This window comes from Myxococcus sp. MH1, from assembly GCF_059738865.1.
This window is the reverse complement of record NZ_AP026947.1, coordinates 9,379,725-9,406,334: the sequence shown is the minus strand read 5'-3', so window position 1 is coordinate 9,406,334 and position 26,610 is coordinate 9,379,725. Positions and strand designations below refer to the sequence as shown.

Below are 26,610 nucleotides of genomic sequence, written 5' to 3'. Positions count from 1 at the left end.
GCGGCGTAGCGTGTGACGGGAAGATTCTGGCGACCCGTCGTTGAGCGGGCATGGGCTGCCAGGGCACATACGCGGGGAGTTCGCCGGTGGATGCAGGGTCCGGGTCCTGGATTCCGAGGCCGAAGTCGGCCGTTCTCGTGGCGTTGGTGGTGGTGGTGGGAGGCGCGGCACTCATGGCGGGCTTGCGCTCGCGCCGCGTTGCTCCCGTGTCGCCCGAGCTGTTCCTCACCAGCGCCCCCGTGCGCATGCTCGAGGCCCGGGTCAGCTATCCGGGCGCGGACGTGTATCGGCCCTATGGACCGTTGCGCTCGGCGGCGGACGCGGGCCGCGCGGCTCCGGCGCCCCTGAGCGAGCTGGCGCGACTGGAGTCCGAGGGTGACATGCACGGTCTCGCGGCGGCCTATCTGGTGCGCCGCAACGCGGAGATGGCCGCGCCCTATCTCGCGAAGGCAGGCACCTCGCCGGACGTCGCGAGCGACCAGGCCATCATGGCGCTGGACCGCGGTGACTCGGCCTCCGCGCTCGCGCTGCTGGAGGGGGTGCTCGCCTCGCGGCCCACGCATGCACAGGCCCTGTGGAACCGCGCGCTGGTGCTGCGGGACCTGGAACTCTGGGCGCTGGCCGCGCAGTCATTCGACGCGGTGGCCGCGCTGGGCGAGTCCGGCTGGGCCCAGGAGGCGACCTCTCGCGCCCAGGCCGCGCGCGGTCGGCTGCGAGGCACCGAGGACTGGCGAAAGACGTCGACGTGGGGCCAGTCCCTCGTCGTGGAGGGCGCGCGTGTGCCCGATGACGTGCTCCGCGCACAGCCCGGCATCTTCCGCATGTACTTCTACGAGGCCCTGCGCGCGGCCCCCACCGTGGAGCGCGTGCGCGCCCTGGAGCCGATGGCCGCGACGCTGGACGCGCACTCGGGCGGCACCGCCCTGCGCGCGGCCCTCCAGTGGACCCTGACGCGGGACTTCCAGCTCCGCGCGCCTCTGGCCCGTCGCTATCTGGAGCTGTACCGCACCCATCAGGTCGAGGGTGGCTTCGCCGCGTTCCTCGAGGACGTGCGTCGCGCCGAAGAGCAGGACCTGTTCCTGGGCGCGCTCGTTCGTGAGAGCAAGGTGGCCGACCACCTGGACGAGGTCTCCCGGCTCGTCGCGAAGCTCCAGGACCCGTGGTTCACGCTGCTCCTGGAGCACGAGCGCGCACTGCAGGCCATCTCCCGAGGCGAGCTGCTCCAGGCCGAGCAGCTCCTGCTGAGCGCGGCGGCGCGGTGCCAGCAACACCCGCTGGGCTATCGCTGCATCCCCATCGAGTCCGACCTGGGCGACCTCTATCGTCAGCTCCACCGGTTGGCCGAGGCCCAGCGTCACCTGCTGGCCGCGCGCGCGCTGTACCGCGCGGACCCGCGCTGGGGAGAGGCGCAGCTCCTGCTCCAGCTCGGACAGCTCGCGCGCTACCAGGGCGATGCGGCGCTGGCCCGCGGCTACCTGGATGAAGCGCTGGCCCAGCGTCCCGACGACTGCACCATCCGTCACTTCGTCCGCGCCAACGATGCACTCGCCTTGCTGGAAGCGTTCTCCGTGGAGAGCGCGCAGGCCCGCATGCGCGAGGCGCTCGCGTGCAAGACGCCCCTGCTGTTGTCGGGCGCGAAGACGCTGGCGGACCTGGCCCGGCTCCAGCCGGACTCCGCGCTGGACGCGCGCCTCGTGCAGGGCCTGGCGGAGCGACGCCAGAAGGGGAACCTCACGCCGGGCGAGTCCGCGCTGCTGACGCACATCGAGGGCCGCTATGTCGTGGAGCGCGACCGGCCGCGCGGCGAGGCCCTGCTGCGCCAGTCCATCGCCGAGGCCGCGAAGCTGCCCGTCACCAGCGTGGATGCCCGCAAGGCCCGCGCGTACAGCTACACGTCGCTGCTCTTCTCCTCCGCCAAGGCGGGCGAGTACGAGCAGGCGTGGCGCCTCTTCGGTGAAGAGGTGGGCGGACAGCTCCCCGGGCGCTGTGTCCTGGCCGTCACCACGGACGTCGAGCGCACCTTCGTGCTGGTGCGAGGCCCGGAAGGTCAGCTCGTCGGTCACCACGACGCGAGCCGCAGGGCCCCGCTGCACGACGAGCTCCAGGGGCTCATCCCCGATGCGATGACGGACCTGCTGCGCGCCTGTCCGGCGGTGGAGGTGGTGGCGCGCCCGCCGCTCCATGGTCGCGCGGGGCTGCTGCCGGAGGACCTCGCCTGGGCGTACCACTCGGTGCGCGCGTCGCCCGTCGCGTCCGGTACGCGGACGCCTCGCCGCCTCGTCGTCGCCGACGTGCAGGCGCCCGAGGCGCTGGGCCTGCCGATGCTCGGAGGCTGGGCGGGGCTGCCCGGAGACGAGGCCACGATGCTGCTCGGACGCCAGGCCACGCCGTCCCGCGTGCTGGAGGCGATGACGGACGCGACGCAGATCGAGGTCCACGCCCATGGGCTGATGAATCCGGACGTGTCCGAGGCCTCGTTGCTGGTCCTGTCGCCGGAGCCGAGCGGCCGCTACGCGCTCACCGCCGGCGAGGTGCGCGGGGCGAAGCTGCGCGGCCAGCCGCTGGTCATCCTCGGCGCATGTCGGGCCGCGCATGGCGCCGCGTGGACGTACGAGCGCTTCAGCCTGCCGGTGGCCTTCCTGGACGCGGGCGCGAGCACGGTGCTCGCGGCGACGGTGGATGTGCCGGACGCGGAAGCAGGACCTTTCTTCAATGCCGTGAGGGAGCGGATTCAGCACGGCGAGCGCGCGGCCAACGCGCTGAGGGACGTGCGGATGGCCTGGATGAAGCGAGACCCACGCAGCTGGGTGCGCTCCGTCCTGGTCTTCGATTGACGGCGGGATGGGCCCGCCTGGATGGACTGGAGGGGGAACGACGAGATGAAGACCTCGAAGAAGCTGATGATGTGTGTGCTGTTCGTGGGCGCCTTGACGGGATGCCGCACGCTGGGCTCGCGGCCGACGCCGAGCCCCTCGTGCCCGGAGGTGGCGCCGCTGCCGAAGGTGCCGACCATCCAGGCCCTGCCTCCCAACGCGGAGCTGCCCGAGGGCGCCACGCAGGTGGTCGTCGGACTGTGCCGCAGGACGGGCCAGTACCTCGCGCTGGGCGTCGCTCCCGAGCAGGGGCGCTTCGCGTACGCGGTGGCGGGCAGCCGGGGGACCAGCGATGCGTTCTTCGCGCGCGTCCAGCGGCTCGGCCTGCCGATGACGGTGTTCAGCGCGCCGGTGAAGCTGCGCAAGGGCGGCTCGGTGGGCAGCTCGGCGGTGGACACGAGCTCCGACCCGCAGCAGGGCAACCCCCAGGAGGACAAGGATCCGACGGAGGGGCCGACGTACGACCCCTGCATCAATCAGCAGGACGAGATTGGCGACAAGCCGCCGCCGGACCCGACGGACGAGGGCGGCGCCGCGCCCACGGTCCCCAACTCGTTCGCGAGCCTGGCCTGGCAGACGGCCAGTGCCATCGACGCGGCCTCGGACCCCGCGCCGGAGAAGCCGGACACCACGTCGCCCACGGGCTCGACGGTGCCTCGGTAGTCAGGTGAGTCGAGGCGAGGAGCCCGGACCGTGCACCGGGCTCCTCGTGGCGGAGGGACGAGCCGTGTCCCGTCCCTCACTCCGCGAGCACGCCATCGAGCTCGCCGACCCGTCGCAAGACCTCGTGCCTCGCCGCCGTGCGGAGCCGATGGTCCAGGATGAGCTTCGAGCGCTTGAAGGGTTCGAGCCGGTCGATTCGCTCGAGCCCCGCCAGGAGGTCATCGCGCACGAGCTCCTCGTGGGGCTCGTTCATCGCGGTGGTGAAGAGGTGGACCTCGTGCCTCCCATCGGGTCCACGCACGAAGCGGAAGCCGCAGCTCCAGTCCTTGGAGTCGTTGCGTACCAGCCGGAGCGTGAGGTCCGGGACCTTCAGCCTCGGGACGAGCGGGATGAGGGCCAGCGCCTCCGCGGCGGAGGGGCCACTGACGTAGACGCGGAGCTGGAGGCGCTCCAGCCTGGACACGAGTGGTGACTCCAGGAATCGAGCGGCCCACCAGTGAAAGGCGAAGATGTCCAGGTGGCGCAGCGAGGGGAACGCGCTGGGGTCCTGGGCCAGCTCCACCCATTGGTCGAGCGCGCCACGCATCGCGAGGGACTCGAGCCCGGGCCGCTTCGCCAGGTCCTGCGTCCTCACGTCGCTGTTCACGAGCGAGCGCAGCGACTTCATCACCGGGTCCGTGGTGACGTCGTAGTCCCCGCGACCTTCCAGGTGCTCCACCGTGGCCCAGAGCGGATGACCCGCCGTCTTCTGGATGGCGCTCCGCAGGGCGCTCGAGTTGCCCTGCTTCAGCGCGGCGTGGGACAGGAAGCCCCGCGTGAAGACGCAGTCGGGCTTGAGCACCTCGTCGAGCGGACCGAGCAGCTCCTTGCGCGCGTTCTTGAGAAGCTCCCGCTCGCGTTTGCGCTCGGCGGTGGTGAGCGACCGACGCGTGGCCTCGAGCTGCAGGGCGATGAGCTCGCCGCGCGGATGGCCTTGCTCCAGCAGCACATCCGCCAGCACCGCGCGCGCCTCGTTGTCTCCTGGCTCCTCCAACACCCGCGCGAGCAGCGCCTCCGCGTCCCCGCCCTTCCTTGGCGCGACAGGCTCCGCCCCCCGCGGCTCCGCGTCGACAGGGAGGACGGCCCCGTGGGCCGCGTTGGAGTGTTCGCCCACGGCCCAGGCCTTCCGAGGCGCGACGGGCTCGGCCTCCCGCATCTCCGCGTCGATAGGGAGGCTGGCCCCGTGGGCCGCGTTGGAGTGTTCGCCCACGGCCCAGGCCTTCCGAGGCGCGACGGGCTCGGCCTCCCGCATCTCCGCGTCGACGTGGATGATGGCCTGGTGGTCCGCGGCGGAGAGCTCACCTTCGCGGGCCGCGGCGTCGAGCTGGGCGCGAATCCGGTCGACGTGGCTCGCGAAGAAGGCCTCGGCGTCGTCCTCCACGTCGTAGCCCTTGCGCGCCTTCAGCACCGTGCTCGCGGCACGAGCATCCCGGATGCGGCGCGCCAGGGGCGCAAGCCTCGTCCAGAAGGGACGCGCGCCAGTGCTGGTGAAGGGAGGCTCCGCGAACTGGCTCGCGACCCAGCGGTCGATGCGCGGGTCCTCGGGCCAATCCGCGAGCGTCTCCAGTCGGGGCCTCGCCTTCACCGAGCCCTTGTCGAGCAGCGCCGCGAGCAGCGTCGTGAGCGTCGCGGAATCCCGCCTCCCGGCGAGCGCGTCCCAGTCCTTGGGTGCGGGCAGGTCCCTCGCGAGCTTGTTGCCCAGGCCGACGATGCGCTCGGCCAGCACCGTGTGGGGCGCGGCGCGCCAGCGGGTGAGCAGGTGCTCCAGGACACCCGCCCAGTCCCCCTGCTTCGTGGCCTCCTCCAGCGTGGGCGACTTCTTCTTCGGCGCGGAGGGCATCGAAGACCTCCCCTACCGGGGGAACGTCGCGAGGGTGAGGGACTCGGGCGGCACGGTCAGCTCGCGGAGCATGAGCGTGTGCCCGGACAGGTAGCGCCAGCCGACCCCGTCATGGCGGAAGTCCGAGGCCTCGACGAAGGAGCGCTCCTTGCCCTTCTCGAACACCTTGGCGAAGAAGAGCACCTGGGCGTTGCCCTGGGCGTCCGGCGCCTGTCGGTCCATCACCACCAGCTTGGGGAACTGGTGCCCCTGGGCGAAGACGCGCAGCTCCCGCACCACGTCGGCCTCGGGCCGGGCGCGGTCCGGGTGCTGGGGGTGGAGTGTCTTCCACAGGTAGGCGGCCTCACGCTGGGCGAAGGCGCTGTAGCGGCTGCGCATCAGCCGCTCGGCGTCGGGGGCTTCCGCCTCGCCCTTGTGGAAGGGGGCGCAGCACTCGCGGTAGCGCAGGCCGGAGGAGCAGGGGCAGGGTGGGGCAGGGGGCATGTCTCGGGAGGGGAGCCTACCTGGACCGGTGTGGGGGCGGGAGCACCGCATGCTCTGCGAGCCACACACGCACAGGAACGCCCTTGCTGGCGGCGGTGTCCGGGCATACATCCCGGGACCGCGCCTATGAGCCTGATAGAAGCCATCGTCCTGGGACTGGTCCAGGGTCTCACGGAGTTCCTGCCCATCAGCTCCACCGCCCACCTGCGCATCGCGCCGGAGCTGTTCGGCTGGAAGGACCCGGGGGCCGCGTACTCGGCCGTCATCCAACTGGGCACGGTGGCCGCCGTGCTCATCTACTTCCGCAAGGACATCGTCTCCCTCGTCACCGCCTTCTTCAAGGGCCTGGCGAAGCGCGAGCCCTTCGGCACCGTGGAGTCGCGCCTGGCGTGGTTCGTCCTGGTGGGCACGCTGCCCATCGGCCTGTGCGGCCTCGCCTTCAAGAAGGCCATCGAGACGCAGTTCCGCTCGCTCTACGTCATCTCCGGCAGCCTCATCATCCTGGCCATCATCCTCTTCGTGGTGGAGAAGCGCGCCTCCCACAAGCGGACGCTGGCGGACATGACGTGGAAGGACGGCATCCTCATCGGCCTGTGGCAGGCGCTGGCGCTCATCCCGGGCTCGTCGCGCTCGGGCACCACGCTGACGGGCGGCCTGTCGCTCGGCCTCAAGCGCGAGGACGCCGCGCGCTACTCGTTCCTCTTGTCCATCCCCGCCACCACGCTGGCGGGCATCTTCGAGCTCAAGCACCTGTTGGAGGCCACCGAGCGGCCCAGCGCCGTGTCGCTCTGGGTGGGCACGCTGGTGGCGTTCGCCTCGGGCATGGCGGCCATCGCGTGGTTGTTGAACTACCTGCGCTCGCGCACCACGCTGGTGTTCGTGGTGTACCGCGTGGCGCTGGGCGTGCTGCTGCTGGTGCTGCTCCAGATGAACGTGCTCAAGCCGCTGTCGGGCGTGGAGAACGTGGACGTGCCGCCCGAGCCGGGCAAGCAGCAGCTCGAGAAGCAGATCACCGACTGAGTCGCGGAGGCGTGGCGTCGTGAGCGTGGAGTCGTTGTTCCAGGCGGTGGAGGCGCGGCTGTCCACGCGCCCCGCGCGCGGCGTGGACCTGCCGGGGCTGGTGCTGCGCGAGGCCTCCGTGCTGGTGCCGCTGTTCGAGCGCGACGGCGTGCCCCACATGGTGTTCACCCGCCGCCCGGCCACGCTGCGCACCCACGCCAACCAGTACAGCTACCCCGGCGGAGGCCGCGACGCGGAGGACCTGACGCCGCTGCACACCGCGCTGCGCGAGACGGAAGAGGAGCTGGGCATCGACCGGCGCGGCGTGCGCGTGCTGGGCATGCTGGACGAGGTGCCCACCATCTCGCAGTACCGCGTGCGGCCCTTCGTGGGCGTGATTCCAGGGGACGGCCGCTACACGCCGAGCCCGGAGGAGGTCGCCTTCATCCTCGAGGTGCCGCTGGCGCGCCTGCTGGACCCGGCCATCCTGCGCGTGGAGCGCAAGGAGGTCTTCGGCGCGGAGCGGGACCTGTACTTCTACACGTACGAGTCCCACGTCATCTGGGGCGCCACGGCGCGCATCCTCCGCGACTTCCTCACGCAGCTGTCGCAGGTGCCGGACTTCGAGTCGTTCCTCGGCGCGCGCGGCTAGAACTGCAGGTAGACGTACGGCCGCGCCTCCACGGACGCCAGGTGGCGGATGCCCAGGCCGAGCACCACGAGCGCCATCGCGCGCACGGGCACCGGCATCCGGACGAACGCCTCCGAGGCCACCGTGTACAGCTTCATCGGCACCGCGTGGAAGAACACCGCCGCGGCCAGCATGCCCCACACCAGCGGGCTGACGTTGGCGATGCCCGGCACGCCCGCCATCATCCGCGCGTAGAATTCGCCCGCGTCCGTCATGGAGTGCGCGCGGAACACCACGCGCGTGAGCACCACCAGCGTGAAGGTGGCCAGCATGCCCGCCGCGATGCGGGGGACGCCCGGGTTCTCCGGCTTGCCCACCGACCACTCCCAGCAGCGCGTCAGCCCCAGCGCCACGCCGTGCACCGCGCCCCAGACGGCGAAGCGCCAGTCCGCCCCGTGCCACAGGCCGCCCAGCACCATCACCGTCATCAGGTTGAAGAGCACGCGCGGCTTGGACACGCGGTTGCCACCCAGCGGGCGGTACAGGTAGTCCCGGAGCCACGTGGACAGGCTCATGTGCCACCGGTTCCAGAACTCGCCCACGTTCTTCGCCAGGTACGGCCGGTTGAAGTTCTCCGGGAACTTGAAGCCGAACAGCGCCGCCACACCCAGCGCGATGTCCGAGTAGCCCGAGAAGTCGTAGTAGAGCTCGAAGGTGTAGGCCACCGCGGCGACGATGCACTCGGCGGAGGCGTACTTCTCCGGCGCGGCGAACACCGGGTCCACGATTCCGCTGCCCAGCACGTCCGCGATGACCAGCTTCTTCACCAGGCCCACGGCAATCCGGAACATCGCCCGGCCGCCGTCCTCGGGCGTCAGCGTGGGCACGTCGCGGAAGCGCTCGAGCAGCTCCGACGCGCGGATGATGGGGCCGCTCACCACGCGCGGGAAGAACAGCATGTAGAGCAGGTGCTCGAGGAACGAGTGCTCGGAGCTGGCCTTCCCCCGGTACACGTCCACCGTGTAGCTGATGGCCTGGAAGACGTAGAACGACAGGCCCAGCGGCAGAATCAAATCGAACGGCGTCTCGCGGACGTGGATGCCCCACGAGGCGGGAATCAGCGAGAGCGCCGTCTGACGGAGCAGCTCCAGGTACTTGAAGCCCGCGAGCAGCCCCAGGTTCGACACCACCGACAGCGTGACGAGCAGCTTGCGCACGCCGGGCGACTGCGCGCGGCCCATGCCCTTGACGAGCACGTGGTCCACCGTGACGCCCGCCAGGAAGATGAGCAGCGGGAAGGGCGTGAAGGCCGTGTAGAAGAAGACGCTGGCGCCCAGCAGCACCAGCATGCGCGGCCAGTAGTGACGGTGCACCGCCCAGTAGAGCGCGAACACCGCGATGACGAACACGAGATACTGGAGGCTGTGCGACAGCACGTCAGTTCCCCTCCATGCGCGCGGTGGGCTCGCCCTTCTTGCGCGCCTCGTAGGCCGACAGGAAGTCCCGGGCGAAGCTCGCCGCCAGCCGCTCGTAGCCCTCGGGCGTCAGGTGCACACCGTCCGCGTGCCCGTACACCGGCCGCGAGCGCTGCCAGCGCAGCATGGCCCGCTCACCGCCCATGGCCGCGCGAGCAGACCAGTACGCGCACCCCGCGTCCCGCGCGACGCGAGGCAGCGTGCCCAGCACCGTCGCCAGCGAGGGCGCCTCCGTCCAGTGTCCGCTCGCGTCCTTGGCCAGCCGGTCCGTGGGGCCCAGCACCAGGCACTCCGCGTTGCCCGTGGCCTTGCGCAGCCGCGAGATGAGCGCCGTGTAGTCGCCCGACAGGCCTTGCGCGTCCAGACCGACGAGGTTCGCCTCGTTGGTGCCGTACCAGAACACGAGCAGGTCCGGCCGCCGCGACGCGAGCTGCGCGTCCACCGCCGCCGCGTCCATGTCCCGCAGGGTGAAGGACGTGGAGCCGGGGAGCCCCAGCGCGTCCAGCACCACGCCCGGCGTGTCGTACTCCAGCGCCGCGCCCAGCACGGTGACCTGGCTGTTGGGCGCCGCCGCGACCTCCACCTCGTGCGAGGTGCCGGTGACGGGGAAGGAGCGGATGCGCACGGTGGGCGCGGTGAGCGGCTCGGGCGGAGGCGCGTCCGGGGGGATGTCCTCGCCGTCCACGCGGATGTCCGGCGACGCCACGTCCGGCACGTCCAGCGCGTACAGGTCCAACCGGCCCGTGCGCGACTTCTCCTCGGGGCAGCCCTTGCAGAACTGGATGCGCAGCTTCGAGCCGGGCGCGCCCACGGCGCGGATGCCCGTCAGGCCCCACAGGCCGCCCGGCGTCGAGTCCAGCGCGTCCTCCACCTTCCACTCCCCCGTCAGCTCGCGCGCCACGCGCGCCTTGTCCAGGCGAGGCGAGGACTTGCCCGCGGCGATGAAGCCCCGGCCCGCGTCGCCGAAGCGCTTGGAGAGCACGTCGCGCACCGCGTCCGTGAAGTAGTGCGACGCGGTATGCGACGCGCCCAACTGGGCGATGCCCACGCGCAGCGCCTCGCCGGACTCGCGGCGGCGCAGCTTGTCGAAGGTCCGCGCCAGCGCGATGTCCGCGTCCTGCAGCCCCGGCGTGTCCGCCACCGGCACCAGCGCGGTGTGCGCCTTGGCGAAGCTGCGCTGGAGCGCCAGGTCGAAGAGGTGGCCCAACAGGTCGGAGCCCTTGGCGCGCGGGTGCACCAGGTCCTCCAGCATCAGCCCCGCCTCCAGCCACCGCAGCGCCGCGCCCTCGCCGCCCATGGCGTTGTAGGCGTCCCAGAACGCGCAGCCGCCCAGGCGCGCCTCCTCGCGGAAGATGTCGGAGACCTCCTTGGACCCTCGGCGCGGCACCGGCTCGCCGCCCATGGTCCGCACGCCCGCGTCGATGGGGGACATCACCAGGCACGCCGCGTCCGGCACGTTGGTGCGCACGCGGGAGACCAGCTCCTTCATCTGCGCGCGCACCTCCTCCAAGGTGGTGCGCTCGCGCGAGTAGAAGAACGCCTCGTTGCCGCCCACCATCAGCACCACCATGGACGGCTTGCGCTGGCGCAGCTGCGCACGGAAGGCCGCGGGCTGGGCTCGCAGGTACACCTCCGCCATGCCGCCCAGCAGGCCCACCGTGTCGTAGATGACGCCCGGCGTGCCCGTCTCCAGCGTCACGCCGTGCAGCTCCACCCGGCCGGACGTGGTGAGCGTCAGCGTCCTGGCGCCCTCGGGCAGGTTCACCCGGGCGAAGGCCGCCTCCGACTTCGTCTTGGAGAAGCCGCGCGTCTGGATGCGCTGCAGCGGACGGCCGTCCACCGACAGCTGCACGGAGCCGCTGGAGGGCTGGGCCAGGAAGAACAGCTCCGCGACCCTGGCTCCTTCCGCGTCGTACTTCGTGTTCTGCGAGCCGCCCGCCGCGGTGAAGGCCACACCCGTCCAGCCCACCCTGTCTCGGGGCCACTTGGTGTCCACCAGCCGCTCGATGGTCCACCCGTCCGAGCCCCGTCCGGAGCGCGTCCACCGGCCCGCGCTCGCGGGGCGGGTGATGAAGAGGAAGCCCTTGCCGCCCGAGCCGAAGCGCTCCTGGAGCCTGTCGCGCACCACGTCGGTGATGTAGTCGGACGCCACCAGCGAGTCGCCCAGGTGCACCACGCGCACGGGCGTGCGTCGGGTGTCCGCGCGCAGCTCGCCCAGCGCCTTGTGGAACGGGGCGAGCCCGTCCTCCTCGCACGTGCCATCCGAGCGCGCCTTGCGGCAGTTGAGCTCGATGTCCACGTGCTGGGCGCTCATCTTCTCGCGCAGCGCCTCCAGCTCCACGGCGCGGGCCAGGGAAGGCGCGCTCAGCTCCTCCAGGCCGATGCCCGGCACGGTGGGCACCACGGGCTGGTCCGGGGGGAGCGCGGCGACGTCGGTGCCCGCGTCCTCGCCCGCCTCGTCCTCGGGGGGCGCGGTGGGCTTCGTCGGCTGGCCGGCGGCCACCTCCGTCTCCGGCGCGGGCACGGGCTGGCCCCCCAGGAACCTCGCCGGGACGGTCAGCGCGACCAGCTTCTCCTGCAAGGGACCGCGCTGGAGGGAGGGCAGGGGGCGCCACGCCTCCGGAATCGGGGCGAGCGAAAGCCCCAACGTCAGCGCGATGGTGAGGAGGAGCGTCAGCCCGGTGGATCTGGCCTTGAGGAAGTCCAACAGCGCGGCATGAGACTGGCTTTTCGGGGGCGGGTCAAAACTCCCGCCACTTCCGGCCGCTTCGCCGTCCGGAGGGCGTCCGGCCGGGCGGGGTGGGCGGGCAGGTGGGAGTCGCAACGGCTGGCGAGGGGCTGGCTTCGTCACGGCTGCCCTCTTTCCCGGAAAGGCCGAAACGGTATGGTGCGCCGCCAGTCACGCCAGGGGGAAGACCCTGGCGCTTCTCGCTGGCTCCGAGCCGGCACTCGCAGGAGTCGTACCCCGCATGGCCCTCTACCCCGTCATCATGGCCGGTGGCTCCGGCACGCGTTTCTGGCCGCTGTCCCGGCAGGCGCGCCCCAAGCAGTTCCTGCCGCTCGCCTCGAAGCTGCCGCTCATCACCGACACCGCCCAGCGCCTCAAGGGCCTGGCCACGGTGAAGAACACCTTCATCGTGTGCGGCCCGCTGCACGCGAAGGCCGCCGCGAAGCTGGTGAAGGGCCTTCCCAAGCCCAACCTCCTGGTGGAGCCCGTGGCCCGCAACACCGCGCCCGCCATCGCGCTCGCCGCGGTGCAGGTGGCCGCCCGCGACCCGAAGGGCGTCATGGTGGTGCTGCCCTCCGACCACCACGTGGCCGACGTGCCGGGTTTCAAGCGCGTGCTGGAGCAGGCCGCGCGCATCGCCGAGGGGGGCCACATCGTCACCCTGGGCATCCAGCCCCACCGCCCGGAGACGGGCTACGGCTACATCCAGGTGGGTGACGCGCTGGAGGGCGGCGGCCGCGCGGTGAAGGCGTTCAAGGAGAAGCCCGACCCCCAGACGGCGCAGGCGTACGTGTCCTCCGGTGAGTACCTGTGGAACGGCGGCATCTTCGTCTTCCGCGCGGACGTCATCCTGGCCGCCTTCGAGCAGCACATGCCGGAGATGAAGAAGGGCCTGAAGGCCCTGCGCGAGGCCGCCGGCAAGCGCACCTTCGGCGCGGTGCTCAAGAAGGTGTTCCCCAAGCTGCCGTCCATCTCCATCGACTACGGCGTGATGGAGAAGGCCAGCAACATCGCGGTGCTGCCGGGTGACTTCGGCTGGTCGGACGTCGGCTCCTTCGCGGCCATCCCCGAGGTGCGCCCCGCGGACGCGCACGGCAACGTCATCTCCGGCGACCTGGCCGTCGTGGTGGACTGCAAGGGCTGCATCGTGCTCGCCGACAAGCGCCCGCTGTCCGTCGTGGGCCTCACCGACGTGGTGGTGGTGGACTCCGGCGACGCGGTGCTGGTGGTGCCCCGCGAGAAGAGCCAGGACGTGCGCAAGGTGGTCGAGGCCCTCAAGGCCCGCAAGCTGCAGAAGTACCTGTAGGTGCAGGCGCCCAGTGTGCGCTGGAGAAACTTCCGACCCCGGGGCTGAAAGAACTTCCGCTCCGTGGGTAACGGGGTTCTCCGCTTTCTCGTCCCGGCGGGAGGTTGTCGTGTCCAGTCGCTGACGAAGTCGGGGGTGCACGCCGGTTGCAGGGCCGTCGCCGCCCGCCCCATCCCGGGGCGGACGGGGCGGAGCTCGAACATGGCTTGCAATCACTGCGCGGTGGAGCATCCGGTGGGGTCGGTGTGTCCTCGGGCGCCGTCCCTGGAGGGGCAGCGGCATGGCCCGCTGGTGCTGGGCGCGGCGTTGGGCTCGGGGGCGTTGGGCACGGTGTACCTGGCGGAGCACACGCCCACGGGGCACCGCTTCGCGGTGAAGGTGATGCACCCGCACCTGGCGGCCCAGCCGGTGGTGCGCTCGCGCTTCCTCATGGAGGGCCGCGCGCTGCGCTCGCTCAAGCACCGCCATGTCGCGCGGGTGCTGGACGCGCGCATCGGCCCCGCGGGGCTGCCGTGCCTGCTGATGGAGCACGCGGAGGGTGAGCCCTTCTCGAAGCTGCCCATGCCGCTGGCTCCGGCGGAGGTGGTGCTGGTGCTGGCCCAGGCGCTGTGCGCGCTGGAGGTCGCCCACGCGCAGGGCCGCGTGCACGGGGGACTGAGCGCGGACAGCCTGGTGCTGACGTGGGATTCGCGGGGCGAGCGGCGGGTGAAGGTGCTGGGCTTCGGCTCTCGCGAGGTGCTCACCGCCAGCCTGTCCCGCGAGGAGCGCGCGTGCGGCATGGTGGTGGGCTCGCCCGCGTTCCTCGCGCCGGAGCAGTGGGCGCAGGACTCGGTGGACGGGCGCACGGACATCTACGCGCTGGGCGTGGTGGGCTACCTGCTGGCCACGGGCCGGCTGCCCTTCGGCTTCGGGCGCGTGGGGGCGCTGTCGCCCGCGGCGCCGCACGAGCTCAACCCTCGCGTGCCGCGCGCGCTCTCGGACGTGCTGCTGCGCGCGCTGTCCCAGAGCCCCGGGGAGCGGTTTCCGGACGCCGTCTCCTTCCGCGAGGCGCTGCTCGACAGCCAGGGCATCGGCCGGGTGCGGCCCGCGCCCCCGCAGCGCACGCGCACGTCGCGCGGGAGCATCTCCATCTTCGGCCACATCCTCCCGGAGGACGACGCCACGCCGCTGCACCGCGCGCTGCGCGAGGTCGCCTACGAGCAGGTTCCGACGGCCGAGCTGACGCCGCCGAAGATGGAGTCGCCCCGGGGGCTGCTCGTGCGGCTGGGGCTGGCCACGGACGCGGAGCTGGTGCCGGTGCGCCTGGGGGACGTGACGGTGGACGGCTTCTTCGCCACGTGGGCGGGGGTGCTGCCTCCGCTCGCCTCGCAGCTCCCGGTGGAGCTGACGTTCAAGGGCCGCAAGGTGGCGTGCGACTGCGACGTGGTCCGCCATGTCACGCGCGAGGAGGCGCGGGCGTGGAATGGTGAGTCGGGGCTGCACGTGCAGTTCGCGGGCGAGGCGGCGCGGGAGCTCCTGGCGCACGCGCTGGGGCTGGGCTCGGGGCCGCGCGCGCTGGAGGCGGAGCCGGTGCCGGACGCGGAGCTGGCCCGGGTGCTGTCGCGCGCGGCGGTGGTGGAGAAGGACCCGTACGCGCTGCTCGGCGCGCTGCCGCACGAGGACTTCGAGGCGGTGCGCCGTCGCGCGACCTCGGCGCTGCGCAGGCTGAACCTCTTCCGTCAGCGCACCCTGCCCCTGGGGCAGCGTCAGGCGCTGGAGGCGCTGCTGCGCCGGGTGGAGGCGGCGGGCCGCATGCTGGGCGACGCGGTGTCACGCGCCGGCTACGACGCCACGCGGGGGAACCTCGCGGGGGTCGCCCGCTGCCTCGACGCGGGGCTGGCGGATGAGCAGGCGGAGGTGATGCGCGGTGCCTTCCTCGCGGCGCGTCCGCTGGCGGAGTCGCGGGCCCGGGCGCTCTTCACGCAGGGCCACGCGCTGGAGGTTCGGGGGCAGCACGACGCGGCTCTCGAGCGCTACGCGGAGGCGCTGGCGTTGGATCCGCTCAACGCCTCCTGGCTGCGCCACTACCAGGTCCTGCGCGGGCAGCCGCGCCCTGAGGTGCCGCTCTCCATCGAGAGCGCCGGCGTGGAGGTCACCGCGCACTGAAGGCGCGCGCATTCCGAAGGGGCGCTTCCAGCGGAGCGAGGGTGCGGAGGTCACCGCGCACTGAAGGCGCGCGTGTTCCGGAGGGACGCTTCAAGCGGAGCGTGGGTGTGGAGGTCACCGCGCACTGAAGGCGCGCGTGTTCCGGAGGGACGCTCCCAGCGGAGCGAGGGTGCGGAGGTCACCGCGTACCGAAGGCGCGCGTGTTCCGGAGGGGCGCTCCCAGCGGAGCGCGGGTGCGGAGGTCACCGCGTACCGAAGGCACGCGTGTTCCGGAGGGGTGCCCCCAGCGGAGCGTGAGCGCCGTGGACTCAGGTCCGGCCTCTACCGAGGCCGTGCTCGTGACCCTGGCGATACGGCGAGCACGCACTCGGGCCTCTACCGAGGCCGCCCTCGTGACCCTGGCGATACGGTGAGCACGCACTCGGGCCTCACCGAGGCAGCGCTCGTGGCCTGGGAGAGGTCGCTGGCACGCGCTCGGCGGCCGCGCCGTCGAGGCGGGGCCCACCCGAACTTCTCCGACCCATGAGGGCTCGCCTGGAGGGCGTTCGCCCCAGGAGGCCGGCCCGACCGGAGCACACGCCCCACCCTCGACAGAGGGAGCCCGGAGCCCCGGTCGCCCCACAGCCGGGCGGGTGTGGGGGTTGATTGGCACCCCAGGGATTCACAGGGGCGCCGAGGGAGCATCGTTCAGCAGCCCGCGCAGGCCCCCTGTCGGGTGCCGGGAACCGTTGCGCTCGTGTAGAGTCCGCCGCCCTCTGTCATGCCCTCCGGTTCCAGGAGGAGGGCGGGGACACCTTCATGAACGCGCATATCTTCCGCGAGTACGACATCCGGGGTCTGGTGGACAAGGACCTCACGGCCGAAGTGGTGGAGCTGCTGGGCAAGGGCCTGGGCACCATCATCCGCCGCAACGGCGGCCGCTTCATCGCCGTGGGCCGCGACTGCCGCGAGTCCTCCACCCGCTTCCGTGACTCGCTCTGTGCCGGCCTGACGTCCACGGGCCTCAACGTCTTCGACGTGGGCGTGGTGCCCACGCCGCTGACCTACTTCGCCGCCAACACCCTGCCGGTGGATGGCCTGGCCATGATTACCGGCAGCCACAACCCGCCCGAGTACAACGGCTTCAAGATTGGCGCGGGCAAGACGACCTTCCACAGCCACGAAATCCAGGCGCTGCGCCGCCTCATCGAGGCGCGGGACTTCGAGGTCTCGAAGACGCCCGGCACCGTGACGCCGTACGACATCATCACCCCCTACAACCACTTCGTCCGCCAGACGGTGAAGGTGGGCCGCAAGGGGATGAAGATCGTCATCGACGCGGGCAACGGCACCGGCGGCGCCATCGCCGTCCCCCTGTTCGAGTCCATGGGCTTCGACGTGGTGCCCCTGTTCTGCGAGATGGACGCGACGTTCCCCAACCACCACCCGGACCCCACCGTGGTGGAGAACCTCCAGGACCTCATCGCCGCGGTGAAGCGCGAGAAGGCCGAGGTGGGCATCGCCTACGATGGTGACAGCGACCGCATCGGCGTCATCGACGACCAGGGCAACATCCTCTGGGGCGACCAGCTCATGGTCCTCTTCAGCCGCTACGTCCTCAAGGACAGCCCGGGCGCGGCCATCGTCGGTGAGGTGAAGTGCAGCTACACGCTGTACGACGACATCGCCAAGCGCGGCGGCAAGCCCGTGATGTGGAAGGCGGGCCACTCGCTCATCAAGGCGAAGATGAAGGAGGAGCACGCGGAGCTGGCCGGCGAGATGAGCGGCCACATCTTCTTCAAGAACCGCTACTTCGGCTTCGACGACGCGGTGTACTCGTCCGCGCGCCTGCTCGAAATCCTCACCCACGAGAAGCAGAAGATGTCGGAGCTGCTCGCGGACGTGCCGAAGACCTACGCCAGTCCCGAGCTGCGCTTCGACACGAAGGAGGAGAAGAAGTTCGAGATGGTCAAGCGCGCCACGGAGACGCTGCGCGCGGCGGGCCACGACATCATCGACGTGGACGGCGTGCGCGTGACGTTCCCCGACGGCTGGGGCCTCATCCGCGCCTCCAACACCCAGCCCATCCTGGTGCTGCGCTTCGAGGCCAACACGCCCGAGCGCCTCAAGGAGATCCAGGCCCTCATCGAGGGCACCGTGGCCCAGGTGCAGCGTGAGGTGGGAGGGTGAGCGCGCCTCGAATCCTGGCCATCGCGGGCAGCCTGCGCACCGGCGGCTTCAACCAGAAGCTCCTGGCGCTGGCCGTCGAGAAGGCCCGCGCGCTCGGCGCGGACGTGGACGTGGTGGACCTCAAGACGGTGGGCGTGCCGCTCTACGACGGTGACGTGGAGGCCCAGGGCCTGCCCCCGAGTGTCGTCGCCCTGCGAGAGCGGGTGGCGAAGGCCCAGGGCCTCCTCATCTCGAGCCCCGAGTACAACTCGTCGATTCCGGGCGGCCTGAAGAACGCCATCGACTGGGCGTCGCGTGCGCCCGGCCGGCTGTTCCAGGGCAAGTGGACCGCCATCATGGGCGCAAGCCCCGGCAACTTCGGCACCGCGCGCATGCAGCCGCACCTGCGGCAGGTGATGTCGTCGGTGGGCGCGCTGGTGCTGCCCACGCAGGTGCACCTGGCGCGGGCCGCGGAGGCCTTCACGCCGGAGGGCCGGTTCAAGGACGACGCGCGGCAGCAGGAAGTCGAGGCGCTGGTGACCGAGCTGGTCCAGCGCGTGAAAGGCTAGAGGGGAACACCGCCATGCCGACGCTGGGAATCGACCTGGGGGGGACGTTCGCTCGAGCCGCCGTGGTGGACGATGCGGGGAAGATGCTCGCGTCGACCAAGGTGGCGCTCGCCGAGCGCAGCCCGTCCGGGGTGGTGGAGACCATCGCCCAGGCCGCCTCCGAAGCGGTGCGGTCCGCGGGTGTGCCGGTGGACGCCTGCGGCGTGGGCGCGGCCGCGCAGATCCACAAGGACTCCGGGGTGCTGTCGGTGGCCCCCAACCTGGGCTGGCGCAACGTGCCCCTGGGCAAGATGCTCACGGACCGGCTGAAGCAGCCGGTGAAGGTGGTGAACGACCTGTCCGCCGCCGCGTGGGGTGAGCTGCACGCGGGCGCGGGCCGTGGCGCGCAGGACCTGCTGGTGGTGTTCGTCGGCTCGGGCGTGGGCAGCGCCATCATCGCCGGCGGGCGCCTCCTGGAAGGCGCGGGCGGGGTGGCGGCCGAGCTGGGCCACATCAAGGTCGTCCCCGACGGGCGGCGCTGCGGCTGCGGCGAGCAGGGCTGCCTGGAGGCGTATACCGGGGGCCACAACCTCATCGCCCAGTCGAAGGAGCTGCTCGCCGCGGGCCGTGCTCCGCTGCTCGCGAAGCTCGTGGAGAACGACGCCTCCCGGCTGACGCCGGTGTCGCTGGAAGAGGCGGCGGAAGCAGGCGACGAGGCCGCTCGGGAGGTGTATGAGCGGGCCTCGCGTTTCCTGGCGCTGGCGGTGGCCAACCAGGTGACGGTGTTGAACCCGGCCAGGCTCATTCTCGGGGGTGGGGTGTTGAACCACTGCCCTGGGATGCGGCGCCGGGTGTTGGACGGTGTGAGGGCGTGGGCGTCCCAGACGTCCCGCGAGGGGTTGCTCATCGCCGACGCGGAGCTCGGCGACGACAGCGGCCTCATTGGTGCGGCACTGCTGGCCGCGTGACGTGAGAGGAGTGCAGTGATGGCCGAGTTCAAGGACCAGGTCACCTACCGCGGCAAGCCGGTGACGCTGGAGGGCGACGGGCAGGTGCAGGTGGGCGACCTCGCGCCCGACTTCACCGTGTACAAGGGCTTCTACGAGTCCCACCGCCTGTCGGAGCTCAAGGGGCAGGTGGTGGTGTTGAGCGTGGCGCCGAGCGTGGACACCAAGGTCTGCGCCATCCAGCTGCGCATGTTCAACCAGCAGGCGACGCAGCTGGGGCCGGACGTGAAGGTCTGGTACCTGAGCCTGGATTTGCCCTTCGCCCTCAACCGCTTCAGCGCGGCCGAGGGCATCCAGAACGTGGCGGTGCTCTCGGACTACAAGGACCGGGACTTCGCGCGGAAGTACGGGCTGTACATGAAGGAGCTGGGCCTCCTGGCGCGCAGCACCTTCGTGGTGGACCGCGAGGGCCGGGTGGTGTTCCGCGAAATCGTCCCGGAGATGATGCACGAGCCGGACTACGACGCCGCGCTGGAGGCGGTGCGCAAGGCGCTCTGAGGCACGCCTCGCGCCGCGCTCGACGCACGCTCAGGCGGGCACCATGCGGGCCTGCTTGAGGGCCATCAGCTCCAGGCCGCTGAAGGCGGCCACGGCCACGGCCTGCACCACGGTGAAGGCCACGCCCCAGACGGTGGGCTGCACCCAGCCCGTGGCGAGCAGCGCCAGGCTGTCCACCGTCCACAGCACGTTGGCGCCGATGATGGCCCAGACGAGCCCCCGGGGGACGAGGGGCCGGTTGGCCAGGAACACGAGCAGCGCGGCGAAGGGCAGCAGGCTGAAGCCCGCCGAGCGCAGCAGCGTGACGGGCAGGCCGAGCAGCTCGCTCAGGGGCTGGGCGGCGAAGAACATCAGGGCCCCGGTGGCGCCGCTGATGAGGCCGTCGGCGAGCAGGATGTGGCCCAGGAAGGTACGCGACGCGGGAATGGCGCTCATGGCTGTGTCCTTGGAATGCGGCGCCGGGGAAATCCCGCCGCCGTCTGGGGACACACATTGCGCGTGGGCGGTGCGCGGGTCGATTACGCGGGAGGTAATGGGCAGGCTTCCCCGTTGTTCCTAGGGTCAGGGGCATGATGATGCCGAGCCGTCCGGTGGGAGAGTTGCTGCGCGAGTGGCGTCAGCGCCGCAGCCTGAGTCAGTTGGACCTGGCGTGCCGCGCGGAGGTGTCCGCCCGCCACGTGAGCTTCCTGGAGACGGGGCGCTCCACGCCGAGCCGGGACATGCTGCTGCACCTGGCCGAGGAGCTGGACGTGCCGCTGCGCGAGCGCAACACGCTGCTCGTGGCGGCGGGCTTCGCGCCCGTCTACTCGGAGAACGAGCTGGACGGGCCGCGCATGACGGCGGCGCGCGAGGCGGTGGAGCTGGTGCTCTCTGGACACGAGCCGTACCCGGCGCTCGCGGTGGACCGGCACTGGCACCTCGTCACGGCCAACCGCGCGGTGGGTGTGCTCCTGGAGGGCATCCCCGGCGAGCTGCTCCAGCCGCCCATCAACGTGCTCCGCCTGAGCCTGCACCCGGACGGCCTGGGCCGGCGCATCCTCAACCTGGAGCAGTGGCGCGCGCACGTGCTGGCCAGGCTGCAGCGGCAGGTGTCGGCCACCGCGGACGCGACGCTGGCGGCGCTGCTCGACGAGCTGCGAGGGATGGGGCCGGTGCCGAGCCACGCGGCCGAGCCGGACTCCGCGGGCGTGGTGGTGCCGCTTCGCATCATGACGCCCCGGGGCGTGCTGGCCTTCATCGGCACGACGACGGTGTTCGGCACGCCGGTGGACGTCACCCTGGCGGAGCTGGCGATTGAGTCCTTCTTCCCCGCGGACGCGGCGACGGGGGAAACCCTGCGCCGGGCCGCCGCCGAGGCCCCGCGGCGCTCCGACGCGTGAAACAAGGACGCCCCGCCTCGGCCATAGGGAAACCGGAGCGGGGCGCGGGTTTGGGGACTGCGACTACAGCGTGGGCGTACCCACGCGATTGCTGCAATACGCACTGGAGCCGCACGTGGTGCCGACGCTGGTGTACCAGGCCGTCTTGCGGGTGCCGTACTGGCGGTTGTCCGCGTGCACGTGCGCGCCGGTGGAGTTGCCCGTGGAGCCCACCAGGCCCAGCGCGCAGCGGTCGCACGTCTTGGAGCCGGAGGACACGTTGGAGTTCAGGTGGAGCTGGCGGAAGTCCCAGCCGCTGCCGCCGGTGACGACGTAGTAGTTGCCCGCGCCGCCGTTGCAGCTGGTGCCGCCGCTGCAGTTGTTCGCACAGCCGCCGTAGTAGGCGTAGTAGCGGCTGACGTTGATCATCCCGCGGTGGTTCCACACGCTGCACGTGCCATTGCTCATGTCGAGCGCGTTGTGGCTGCTGCCCGAGCACGAGTAGTACGTCGTGGAGCCCACGCGCGCGGCCGTGTCACAGATGGGACCGACGGCCGTCGCCGACGACGCGCTCGTGGACCACCCCGTCACGGCCAAGGCCACCGTGGCCAACATCCACTTCAATGCCTTCATGGAACTGCCTCCTCTGGTTGTTTCGCTGCGGCACTGCCCGGTGATGCAGGGGTCACCTCCTCAGCCGCTGCTTCTCGCGCAGCAGCAGGTGCCACTCCTGGAGGTTGAGCTTCAGCGCGGACAGCCACGCGTCGATTTCAGGGTCCATGCGCGGGTCCACGCCGCGCAGCGACTCCAGCAGGGGCCGCGCGGAGGCCTGGCCCAGCCGGGCGATGCCCTCGAGCGCCGCCTTGCGCACCGCCGGATTCGGGTCCCCGCGGAAGGCCTCCACCAGCGCGCGCCGCGCCCCCGCTGACTCCGCTCCCGGCGCGCCTCCCAGCGCCGTCGCCGCCGCCGCGCGCAGCTCCGGGGACTCGGCCTTCAGGTGCCGGGTGACGCGCTCCACCGTCTCGTGGCCCACGGCCTCCATGGACACCTCGCCCAAGAGCCTCGCCGCCACCGCGGGGTCCTCGGCCGCCGACGCCACCGCCACCGTCGTCTCCGACACCGTGCGGTCATGGCCCGAGTACACCTGTGCGCTCTCCGCCAGCAGGTTGTCGGCCACCGCCTGGCGCACCTCCGGGGAGCTGTCGCGCACCAGCTGCTCGTACGTCACCACGCCGCCGTTCTTCGCCATGAACTCCACGGAGGGTGTGGCCCTGAGGGCCCGCACCGCCGCCGCGCGCGCCGCCGGGTCCGCGTCTCCCGCGGCCCGGGCCAGCAGCGGCTGCACCAGTCCGGGCGACTCCGCGTGGCTCGCCTTCGTGGCCAGCGCCGCGCCCAGGGCCTCCAGCACCTCCGGCTGGTGCTCGCGCTCCAGCGCGGCCTGCAACTCCCCGGCGGGCATGGCCAGCGCCGCCTCCCGCAGCCGCGCCTTCACGTAGTGCTTCAGCGCGGGCGAGCCGTCCTTCATCGCCGCGCGCACGTCGCGCAGCATCGTCTCCACCGAGCAAGTCTCGGGCGTCAAGAGCGGCGCGGCCGCGCTCGCGGGCCACGCACCCAGGAGGAACGACACCAGGAGCCCGCGCCCCCATCGCCTGTTCATGAGGGCATGCATCAGTGCGGCGCTCCTTCCTCGACGAGGCACGCGTGGTGCTCGCCCTTGCCCAGCCAGATGCGGGCGAAGTCCACGGTGCCGGAGGCGTACAGCTGCTGGAACTCGGTGTAGTCGCGCTGGAAGCGCGGGTCCTTCGCGGCGAGCCGCGCCAGCATCGGCAGCGCTCCCTCTCCCGCGGCGCGCACGGCGAAGCGGAAGATGGCCCAGCGCACGCAGACGTCGTGCTCCTTGTCGAACGCCGCCTCGTAGATTTTCAGCGCCTGCTCGGGCTCGCGCGTGACGCCCAGCCGGAAGGCGGCCATCTCCCGCACGTCGCGCTCGCGGTCCGTGGTGAGGATGTGCTCCAGCTCGTCGAAGGACTCCGGGCCGATGAGCGGGTCGGAGTACGACGGCATCTCCAGCGCGAGCAACCGCACCGCCATGTCGTCCGAGGTGCCGGCGATGGAGAGCAGCTCCTTCCAGTACGGCGCATGGGTGCCCGTGCGCTCGAAGTCCTCCTTCATCACCCGGCCCATCGTGCGCGTGGCCACCCACGCGGTGGAGTCCGCCGTCTCGTCCAGGGCCACCGCCTTGAGCCGCGCCAGGTCCCCGGGCGACAGCCGCCGCTGGGTCTCCAGGGCGTCCAGCGCCGCCGAGCGGTTCTGGGTCGGCAGGCTCTTGTCCTCGCCCATCCCCAGGAGCGCCGCCGACACCTTCGCGTCGTGCACGGCTGGCGCCGCCTTCACGGCCTCCAGGTAGAGCCCCAGCTCCGGAGGGCTGGCCTGCTTCGCCCACTCGATGACCTGCAGCGCGCGCCCCGCGTCCTGCCCCACGAGCTCCGTCAGGCGCTCCTGGAGGTAGGTCGCCAGCAGGTTGTCGCGGTGCCCCACCGCCACCCCCAGCGCCGCGCGCAGCGCGTCCAGCGAGGTCGCCTTGTCCAGCTCCCGCAGGCCATCCCAGCACCCGGGCATCGGCAGCTGCTCCACCGCGGGCGTCGGCTCCGAGGCCGGCGGCACCCCCGAGGGCGTGCCCACCATGACGCCGCTGGAGGTGGGCGGCCTCGCGGCGCTCGCGGCGGGGGCGGATTCATTCGAGGAGGCAGACAGGCCTCGGGTCAGCAGCGCGACGACCGAGGCCACCAGCACCACCCCCAACAGGACCACACCGGACTTTTTGGAGTTCATCAGGACGAAGTCGAGAAGCTCGTGATTCCTTTAATTCTTGATTACTTGGAAATCGCGAGCCAGGCAACGGCTTTGTCACGGCCGCGACGCGTCGCCTGCCTCCTGCGAGGGCGGGCGTGGGGCGCGGGCCTGGGGCGGACATAGCTTGAGGGGAGAGAGCTGGTTGCTGACTGGGGGAGTCGAATGCGCGAGCCGCCACCCGCCGCGTCCGGCGTCGAGGACGCACGTGAGCCCGCTTCGGGAGCGGTGCCCTGGCATGCCCTGCCGGTCGAGCGGGCCTTCGAGCGGCTGGAGAGCGGACCGTCAGGGCTGACGGACGAGCAGGCGCGCGAGCGGCTCTCCCGTCATGGGCCCAACGTCCTGGAGCGACAGAAGGGCGAGGGGCCGCTGAAGCTGTTGTGGCGACAGGTGAACAGTCCGTTCATCTGGGTGCTCATCGTGTCGGCGGTGCTGGCGGTGGTGATGGGCAAGGTGACGGACGGGCTGGTGGTGGCCGCCGTGGTGGTGCTCAACACGCTCATCGGCTTCGTGCAGGAGTTCCGCGCGGGCAAGGCCATCGAGGCGCTCAGCCGGATGGTGCCGCAGAACGCGACGGTGGTGCGCGCGGGCCACAAGCGCGCGGTGCCCGCCGCGGAGCTGGTGCCCGGGGATGTGGTGGAGATTGCCGCCGGGGACAAGGTGCCCGCGGACATGCGGCTGGTGGGCTCGCGCAACCTCCAGGTGGAGGAGGCCGCGCTCACGGGCGAGTCCGTGCCGGCGTCGAAGCAGCCCTCGGTGGTGGCCAAGGACGCGGAGCTGGGGGACAGGACGAGCGTCGTCTTCGGCGGCACGCTGGTGACCTCGGGCGTGGGGCAGGCGGTGGTCATCGCGACGGGAGGCGCCACGGAGCTGGGGCGCATCTCGGAGATGTTGAGCGAAGCGACGGATTTGCAGACGCCGCTGACGAAGGCGCTCGCGAGCATCGCCAAGGTCATCACCGTGGCCATCCTCGTCGTATCGGTGCTGCTGCTCGGGGTGGGGCTGTGGCGCGGGTATGACATGAGCGAGGCGGTGGTGGTGGCCATCACCCTGGCGGTGGCGGCGATTCCGGAGGGCCTGCCCGCCATCGTCACCATCGCCCTGGCCATCGGCGTGCAGCGCATGGCGGCCCGGCGTGCGGTCATCCGCAAGCTGCCCGCGGTGGAGACGCTGGGCAGCACCACCGTCATCTGCTCGGACAAGACGGGCACGCTCACGCGCAACGAGATGACGGTGCAGGCCCTGTGGACGCCGACGGGGCGCTACACCGTCACCGGCGTGGGGTACGCGCCCCGGGGCGAGCTGCGCCGCGACGGCCCGGCGCTCAGCGAGTCGCTCCTGCCCGACGACGCGAAGGAGCTGCTGCTCGCGGGCGCGCTGTGCAACGACGCGGCGCTGGAGGGCGGTGATGGCAACTGGCGCATGACGGGCGACCCGACCGAGGGCGCGCTGGTGGTGGCGGCGGAGAAGGCGGGCCTGCGCGTGGAGGAGTCCCGCTCGCGCTTCACCCGCGTGGACGCCATCCCGTTCGAGTCGGAGAACCAGTTCATGGCCACGCTGCACGACGATGGCCGCGAGGGCCGCGTGGTGCTCCTCAAGGGTGCGCCCGAGGTCGTCCTGGCGCGCTGCGAGCTGGACGGCGCCGTGTCACGCGAGGCGGTGCTGGAGGAGGTGGAGCGGCTGGCGCGGCGGGGCATGCGCGTGCTCGCGGTGGCGTCGCGGCAGGTGCCCGAGGCGAAGGACGACCTGGCGCTCGAAGACGTCGAGGGTGGGCTGGAGCTCCTGGGCCTGCAGGGGATGATGGACCCTCCGCGCGAGGAGGCCATCGAGGCGGTGCGCGCCTGTCACGAGGCGGGCATCGTCGTGAAGATGATCACGGGCGACCACCTGGCGACGGCGGAGGCCATCGGCGCGAAGCTGGGTCTTCAAGAGGCGGGGATGCCGGGCGTCGCGGGCGCGAAGCTGGGGGCGCTGGACGACGCGCAGCTGGCGCACGTGGCCGAGAGCACGAACGTCTTCGCGCGCGTGGCGCCGGAGCACAAGCTGCGCCTGGTGCGCGCGCTCCAGGGCCGAAGGCACGTGGTGGCGATGACGGGCGACGGGGTGAACGACGCGCCCGCGCTCAAGCAGGCCAACATCGGCGTGGCGATGGGAATCACCGGCACGGCGGTGTCCAAGGAGGCGGCGGACATCGTCCTGACGGATGACAACTTCGCCTCCATCGCGGCGGCGGTGGAGGAGGGGCGGCGCGTCTACGACAACCTCATCAAGTCGCTCGCCTTCGTGCTGCCCACCAACCTGGGGCTCGCGCTCATCCTGCTGTGCGGCGTGGCGTTCTTCCCCATCCAGGACATCGGCGGGAGGGCGGTGCCGCTGATGGCGATGCTGCCCACGCAGCTGTTGTGGATCAACCTGGTGGCCACGGTGTCGCTCGCGCTGCCGCTGGCGTTCGAGGCGCGCGAGTCGGACGTGATGCGCCGCAGGCCGCGCCGTCCGGACGCGCCGGTGCTCAGCCACTTCGTGGTGATGCGCACGGGGCTGGTCGCGCTGCTCATGGCGGCGGGGGCCATCGGCCTGTTCCTCTGGGAGTACTCGCGCGAGCTGCCGGCGGTGGGGCACGCGCGGGCGCTGGCCGAGGCGCAGACGATGGCGGTGAACACCGTCATCAGCTTCCAGATTTTCTACATGGTGATGTGCCGCACGCTCACGGGCTCGGTGCGCAAGGTGGGCCTGTTCAGCAACCCCACGGTGTTCATGGGCATCGGCGCGCTGGTGCTGCTGCAGCTCGCGTTCATGTACGTGCCCTTCATGCGGAGCATCTTCGGAACGGCGCCCCTGTCGCTGGAGGCCATCGGCCTGTCCGTGCTGGTGGGCGCGGTGGTGCTGCCCGCCGTCGGCCTGGAGAAGTGGCTGCGAGGGCGCAAGGACGGTGGCCCCGTGCAGCGGCCCCGCGCCCGGGAGCGGGGGGACGAGGACCACACGCCGCCGCCCGGCAGACGCGAGCGGCTGCCCGCGTAGG

The 26,610-nt window shown here is 71.7% G+C and carries 20 protein-coding genes; 12 read left to right on the top strand and 8 right to left on the bottom strand.

Annotated elements, in window-relative coordinates:
* The first annotated feature begins 173 nt into the window (after positions 1–173).
* A complete protein-coding gene (locus tag AC6JA9_RS37105) occupies positions 174–2,834 on the top strand; it encodes a CHAT domain-containing protein (RefSeq protein ID WP_497958565.1) in 2,661 nt (886 codons plus the stop codon).
* 45 nt (positions 2,835–2,879) lie between these two features.
* Positions 2,880–3,536 (top strand): hypothetical protein, encoded by a 657-nt coding sequence (locus AC6JA9_RS37100; RefSeq protein ID WP_223782654.1) that lies wholly within the window; start codon positions 2,880–2,882, stop codon positions 3,534–3,536.
* A gap of 76 nt (positions 3,537–3,612) precedes the next feature.
* Here AC6JA9_RS37100 and AC6JA9_RS37095 read toward each other — a convergent pair whose 3' ends face one another.
* Together AC6JA9_RS37095 and AC6JA9_RS37090 are read right to left on the bottom strand one after the other, a co-directional pair.
* A complete protein-coding gene (locus AC6JA9_RS37095) occupies positions 3,613–5,415 on the bottom strand; it encodes a TIGR02996 domain-containing protein (protein WP_497958564.1) in 1,803 nt (600 codons plus the stop codon).
* A 12-nt stretch (positions 5,416–5,427) separates the two neighbouring features.
* Entirely contained in the window at positions 5,428–5,898 is a 471-nt protein-coding gene (locus AC6JA9_RS37090; RefSeq protein ID WP_267699342.1) for a YchJ family protein, read from the bottom strand.
* Between the two features lie 126 nt (positions 5,899–6,024).
* Between AC6JA9_RS37090 and AC6JA9_RS37085 the strand changes: the two genes are divergently transcribed.
* Together AC6JA9_RS37085 and AC6JA9_RS37080 are read left to right on the top strand one after the other, a co-directional pair.
* Entirely contained in the window at positions 6,025–6,918 is an 894-nt protein-coding gene (locus tag AC6JA9_RS37085; RefSeq protein WP_046716342.1) for an undecaprenyl-diphosphate phosphatase, read from the top strand.
* Between the two features lie 19 nt (positions 6,919–6,937).
* The gene (locus AC6JA9_RS37080; protein WP_267699343.1) at positions 6,938–7,549 is read left to right on the top strand and encodes an NUDIX hydrolase; all 612 of its coding nucleotides are present in this window, start codon (positions 6,938–6,940) and stop codon (positions 7,547–7,549) included.
* Here AC6JA9_RS37080 and AC6JA9_RS37075 read toward each other — a convergent pair.
* Positions 7,546–8,964, bottom strand: coding sequence for an MBOAT family O-acyltransferase (locus AC6JA9_RS37075; protein WP_267699344.1), 1,419 nt, complete (start codon positions 8,962–8,964; stop codon positions 7,546–7,548). The genes AC6JA9_RS37080 and AC6JA9_RS37075 overlap by 4 nt on opposite strands.
* A gap of 1 nt (position 8,965) precedes the next feature.
* Positions 8,966–11,902: a GDSL-type esterase/lipase family protein gene (locus AC6JA9_RS37070; RefSeq protein WP_497960814.1), complete on the bottom strand. Its 2,937-nt coding sequence runs from the start codon at positions 11,900–11,902 to the stop codon at positions 8,966–8,968.
* Between the two features lie 70 nt (positions 11,903–11,972).
* Between AC6JA9_RS37070 and AC6JA9_RS37065 the strand changes: the two genes are divergently transcribed.
* The 6 genes from AC6JA9_RS37065 (at position 11,973) to tpx (ending at position 19,383) form a co-directional block, all read left to right on the top strand.
* Complete coding sequence (locus tag AC6JA9_RS37065; RefSeq protein ID WP_223746996.1) at positions 11,973–13,037, top strand: mannose-1-phosphate guanylyltransferase; 1,065 nt, start codon at positions 11,973–11,975, stop codon at positions 13,035–13,037.
* A 201-nt stretch (positions 13,038–13,238) separates the two neighbouring features.
* On the top strand, positions 13,239–15,182 hold the full coding sequence (locus AC6JA9_RS37060) for a protein kinase domain-containing protein (protein WP_267699347.1): 1,944 nt from the start codon (positions 13,239–13,241) through the stop codon (positions 15,180–15,182).
* A gap of 798 nt (positions 15,183–15,980) precedes the next feature.
* Positions 15,981–17,351, top strand: a complete 1,371-nt coding sequence (locus AC6JA9_RS37055) for a phosphomannomutase/phosphoglucomutase (protein WP_426744919.1) — start codon at positions 15,981–15,983, stop codon at positions 17,349–17,351.
* Positions 17,348–17,899: an NADPH-dependent FMN reductase gene (locus AC6JA9_RS37050; protein WP_141328863.1), complete on the top strand. Its 552-nt coding sequence runs from the start codon at positions 17,348–17,350 to the stop codon at positions 17,897–17,899. Before AC6JA9_RS37055 ends, AC6JA9_RS37050 begins: the two co-directional genes overlap by 4 nt.
* Positions 17,900–17,913: 14 nt before the next feature.
* The gene (locus AC6JA9_RS37045; RefSeq protein ID WP_497958563.1) at positions 17,914–18,846 is read left to right on the top strand and encodes an ROK family protein; all 933 of its coding nucleotides are present in this window, start codon (positions 17,914–17,916) and stop codon (positions 18,844–18,846) included.
* A gap of 18 nt (positions 18,847–18,864) precedes the next feature.
* Entirely contained in the window at positions 18,865–19,383 is a 519-nt protein-coding gene (tpx, locus tag AC6JA9_RS37040) for a thiol peroxidase (RefSeq protein WP_223747000.1), read from the top strand.
* Between the two features lie 30 nt (positions 19,384–19,413).
* Here the strand turns inward: tpx and AC6JA9_RS37035 are convergent, their stop codons facing one another.
* Positions 19,414–19,818 (bottom strand): hypothetical protein, encoded by a 405-nt coding sequence (locus AC6JA9_RS37035; RefSeq protein ID WP_223747001.1) that lies wholly within the window; start codon positions 19,816–19,818, stop codon positions 19,414–19,416.
* A 134-nt stretch (positions 19,819–19,952) separates the two neighbouring features.
* Here AC6JA9_RS37035 and AC6JA9_RS37030 point away from each other — a divergent pair, with 134 nt between their 5' ends.
* Positions 19,953–20,762, top strand: a complete 810-nt coding sequence (locus AC6JA9_RS37030) for a helix-turn-helix domain-containing protein (RefSeq protein ID WP_473568598.1) — start codon at positions 19,953–19,955, stop codon at positions 20,760–20,762.
* A gap of 63 nt (positions 20,763–20,825) precedes the next feature.
* Here AC6JA9_RS37030 and AC6JA9_RS37025 read toward each other — a convergent pair whose 3' ends face one another.
* The 3 genes from AC6JA9_RS37025 to AC6JA9_RS37015 are packed head-to-tail and all read right to left on the bottom strand — an operon-like array spanning position 20,826 to position 23,573.
* Positions 20,826–21,374, bottom strand: a complete 549-nt coding sequence (locus AC6JA9_RS37025) for a M23 family metallopeptidase (protein ID WP_223782648.1) — start codon at positions 21,372–21,374, stop codon at positions 20,826–20,828.
* A 52-nt stretch (positions 21,375–21,426) separates the two neighbouring features.
* Entirely contained in the window at positions 21,427–22,398 is a 972-nt protein-coding gene (locus AC6JA9_RS37020; protein WP_497958562.1) for a HEAT repeat domain-containing protein, read from the bottom strand.
* Between the two features lie 11 nt (positions 22,399–22,409).
* Entirely contained in the window at positions 22,410–23,573 is a 1,164-nt protein-coding gene (locus AC6JA9_RS37015; protein ID WP_223782647.1) for a HEAT repeat domain-containing protein, read from the bottom strand.
* A gap of 183 nt (positions 23,574–23,756) precedes the next feature.
* Between AC6JA9_RS37015 and AC6JA9_RS37010 the strand changes: the two genes are divergently transcribed.
* On the top strand, positions 23,757–26,609 hold the full coding sequence (locus AC6JA9_RS37010) for a cation-translocating P-type ATPase (protein ID WP_483578798.1): 2,853 nt from the start codon (positions 23,757–23,759) through the stop codon (positions 26,607–26,609).
* Position 26,610: the final 1 nt, after the last annotated feature.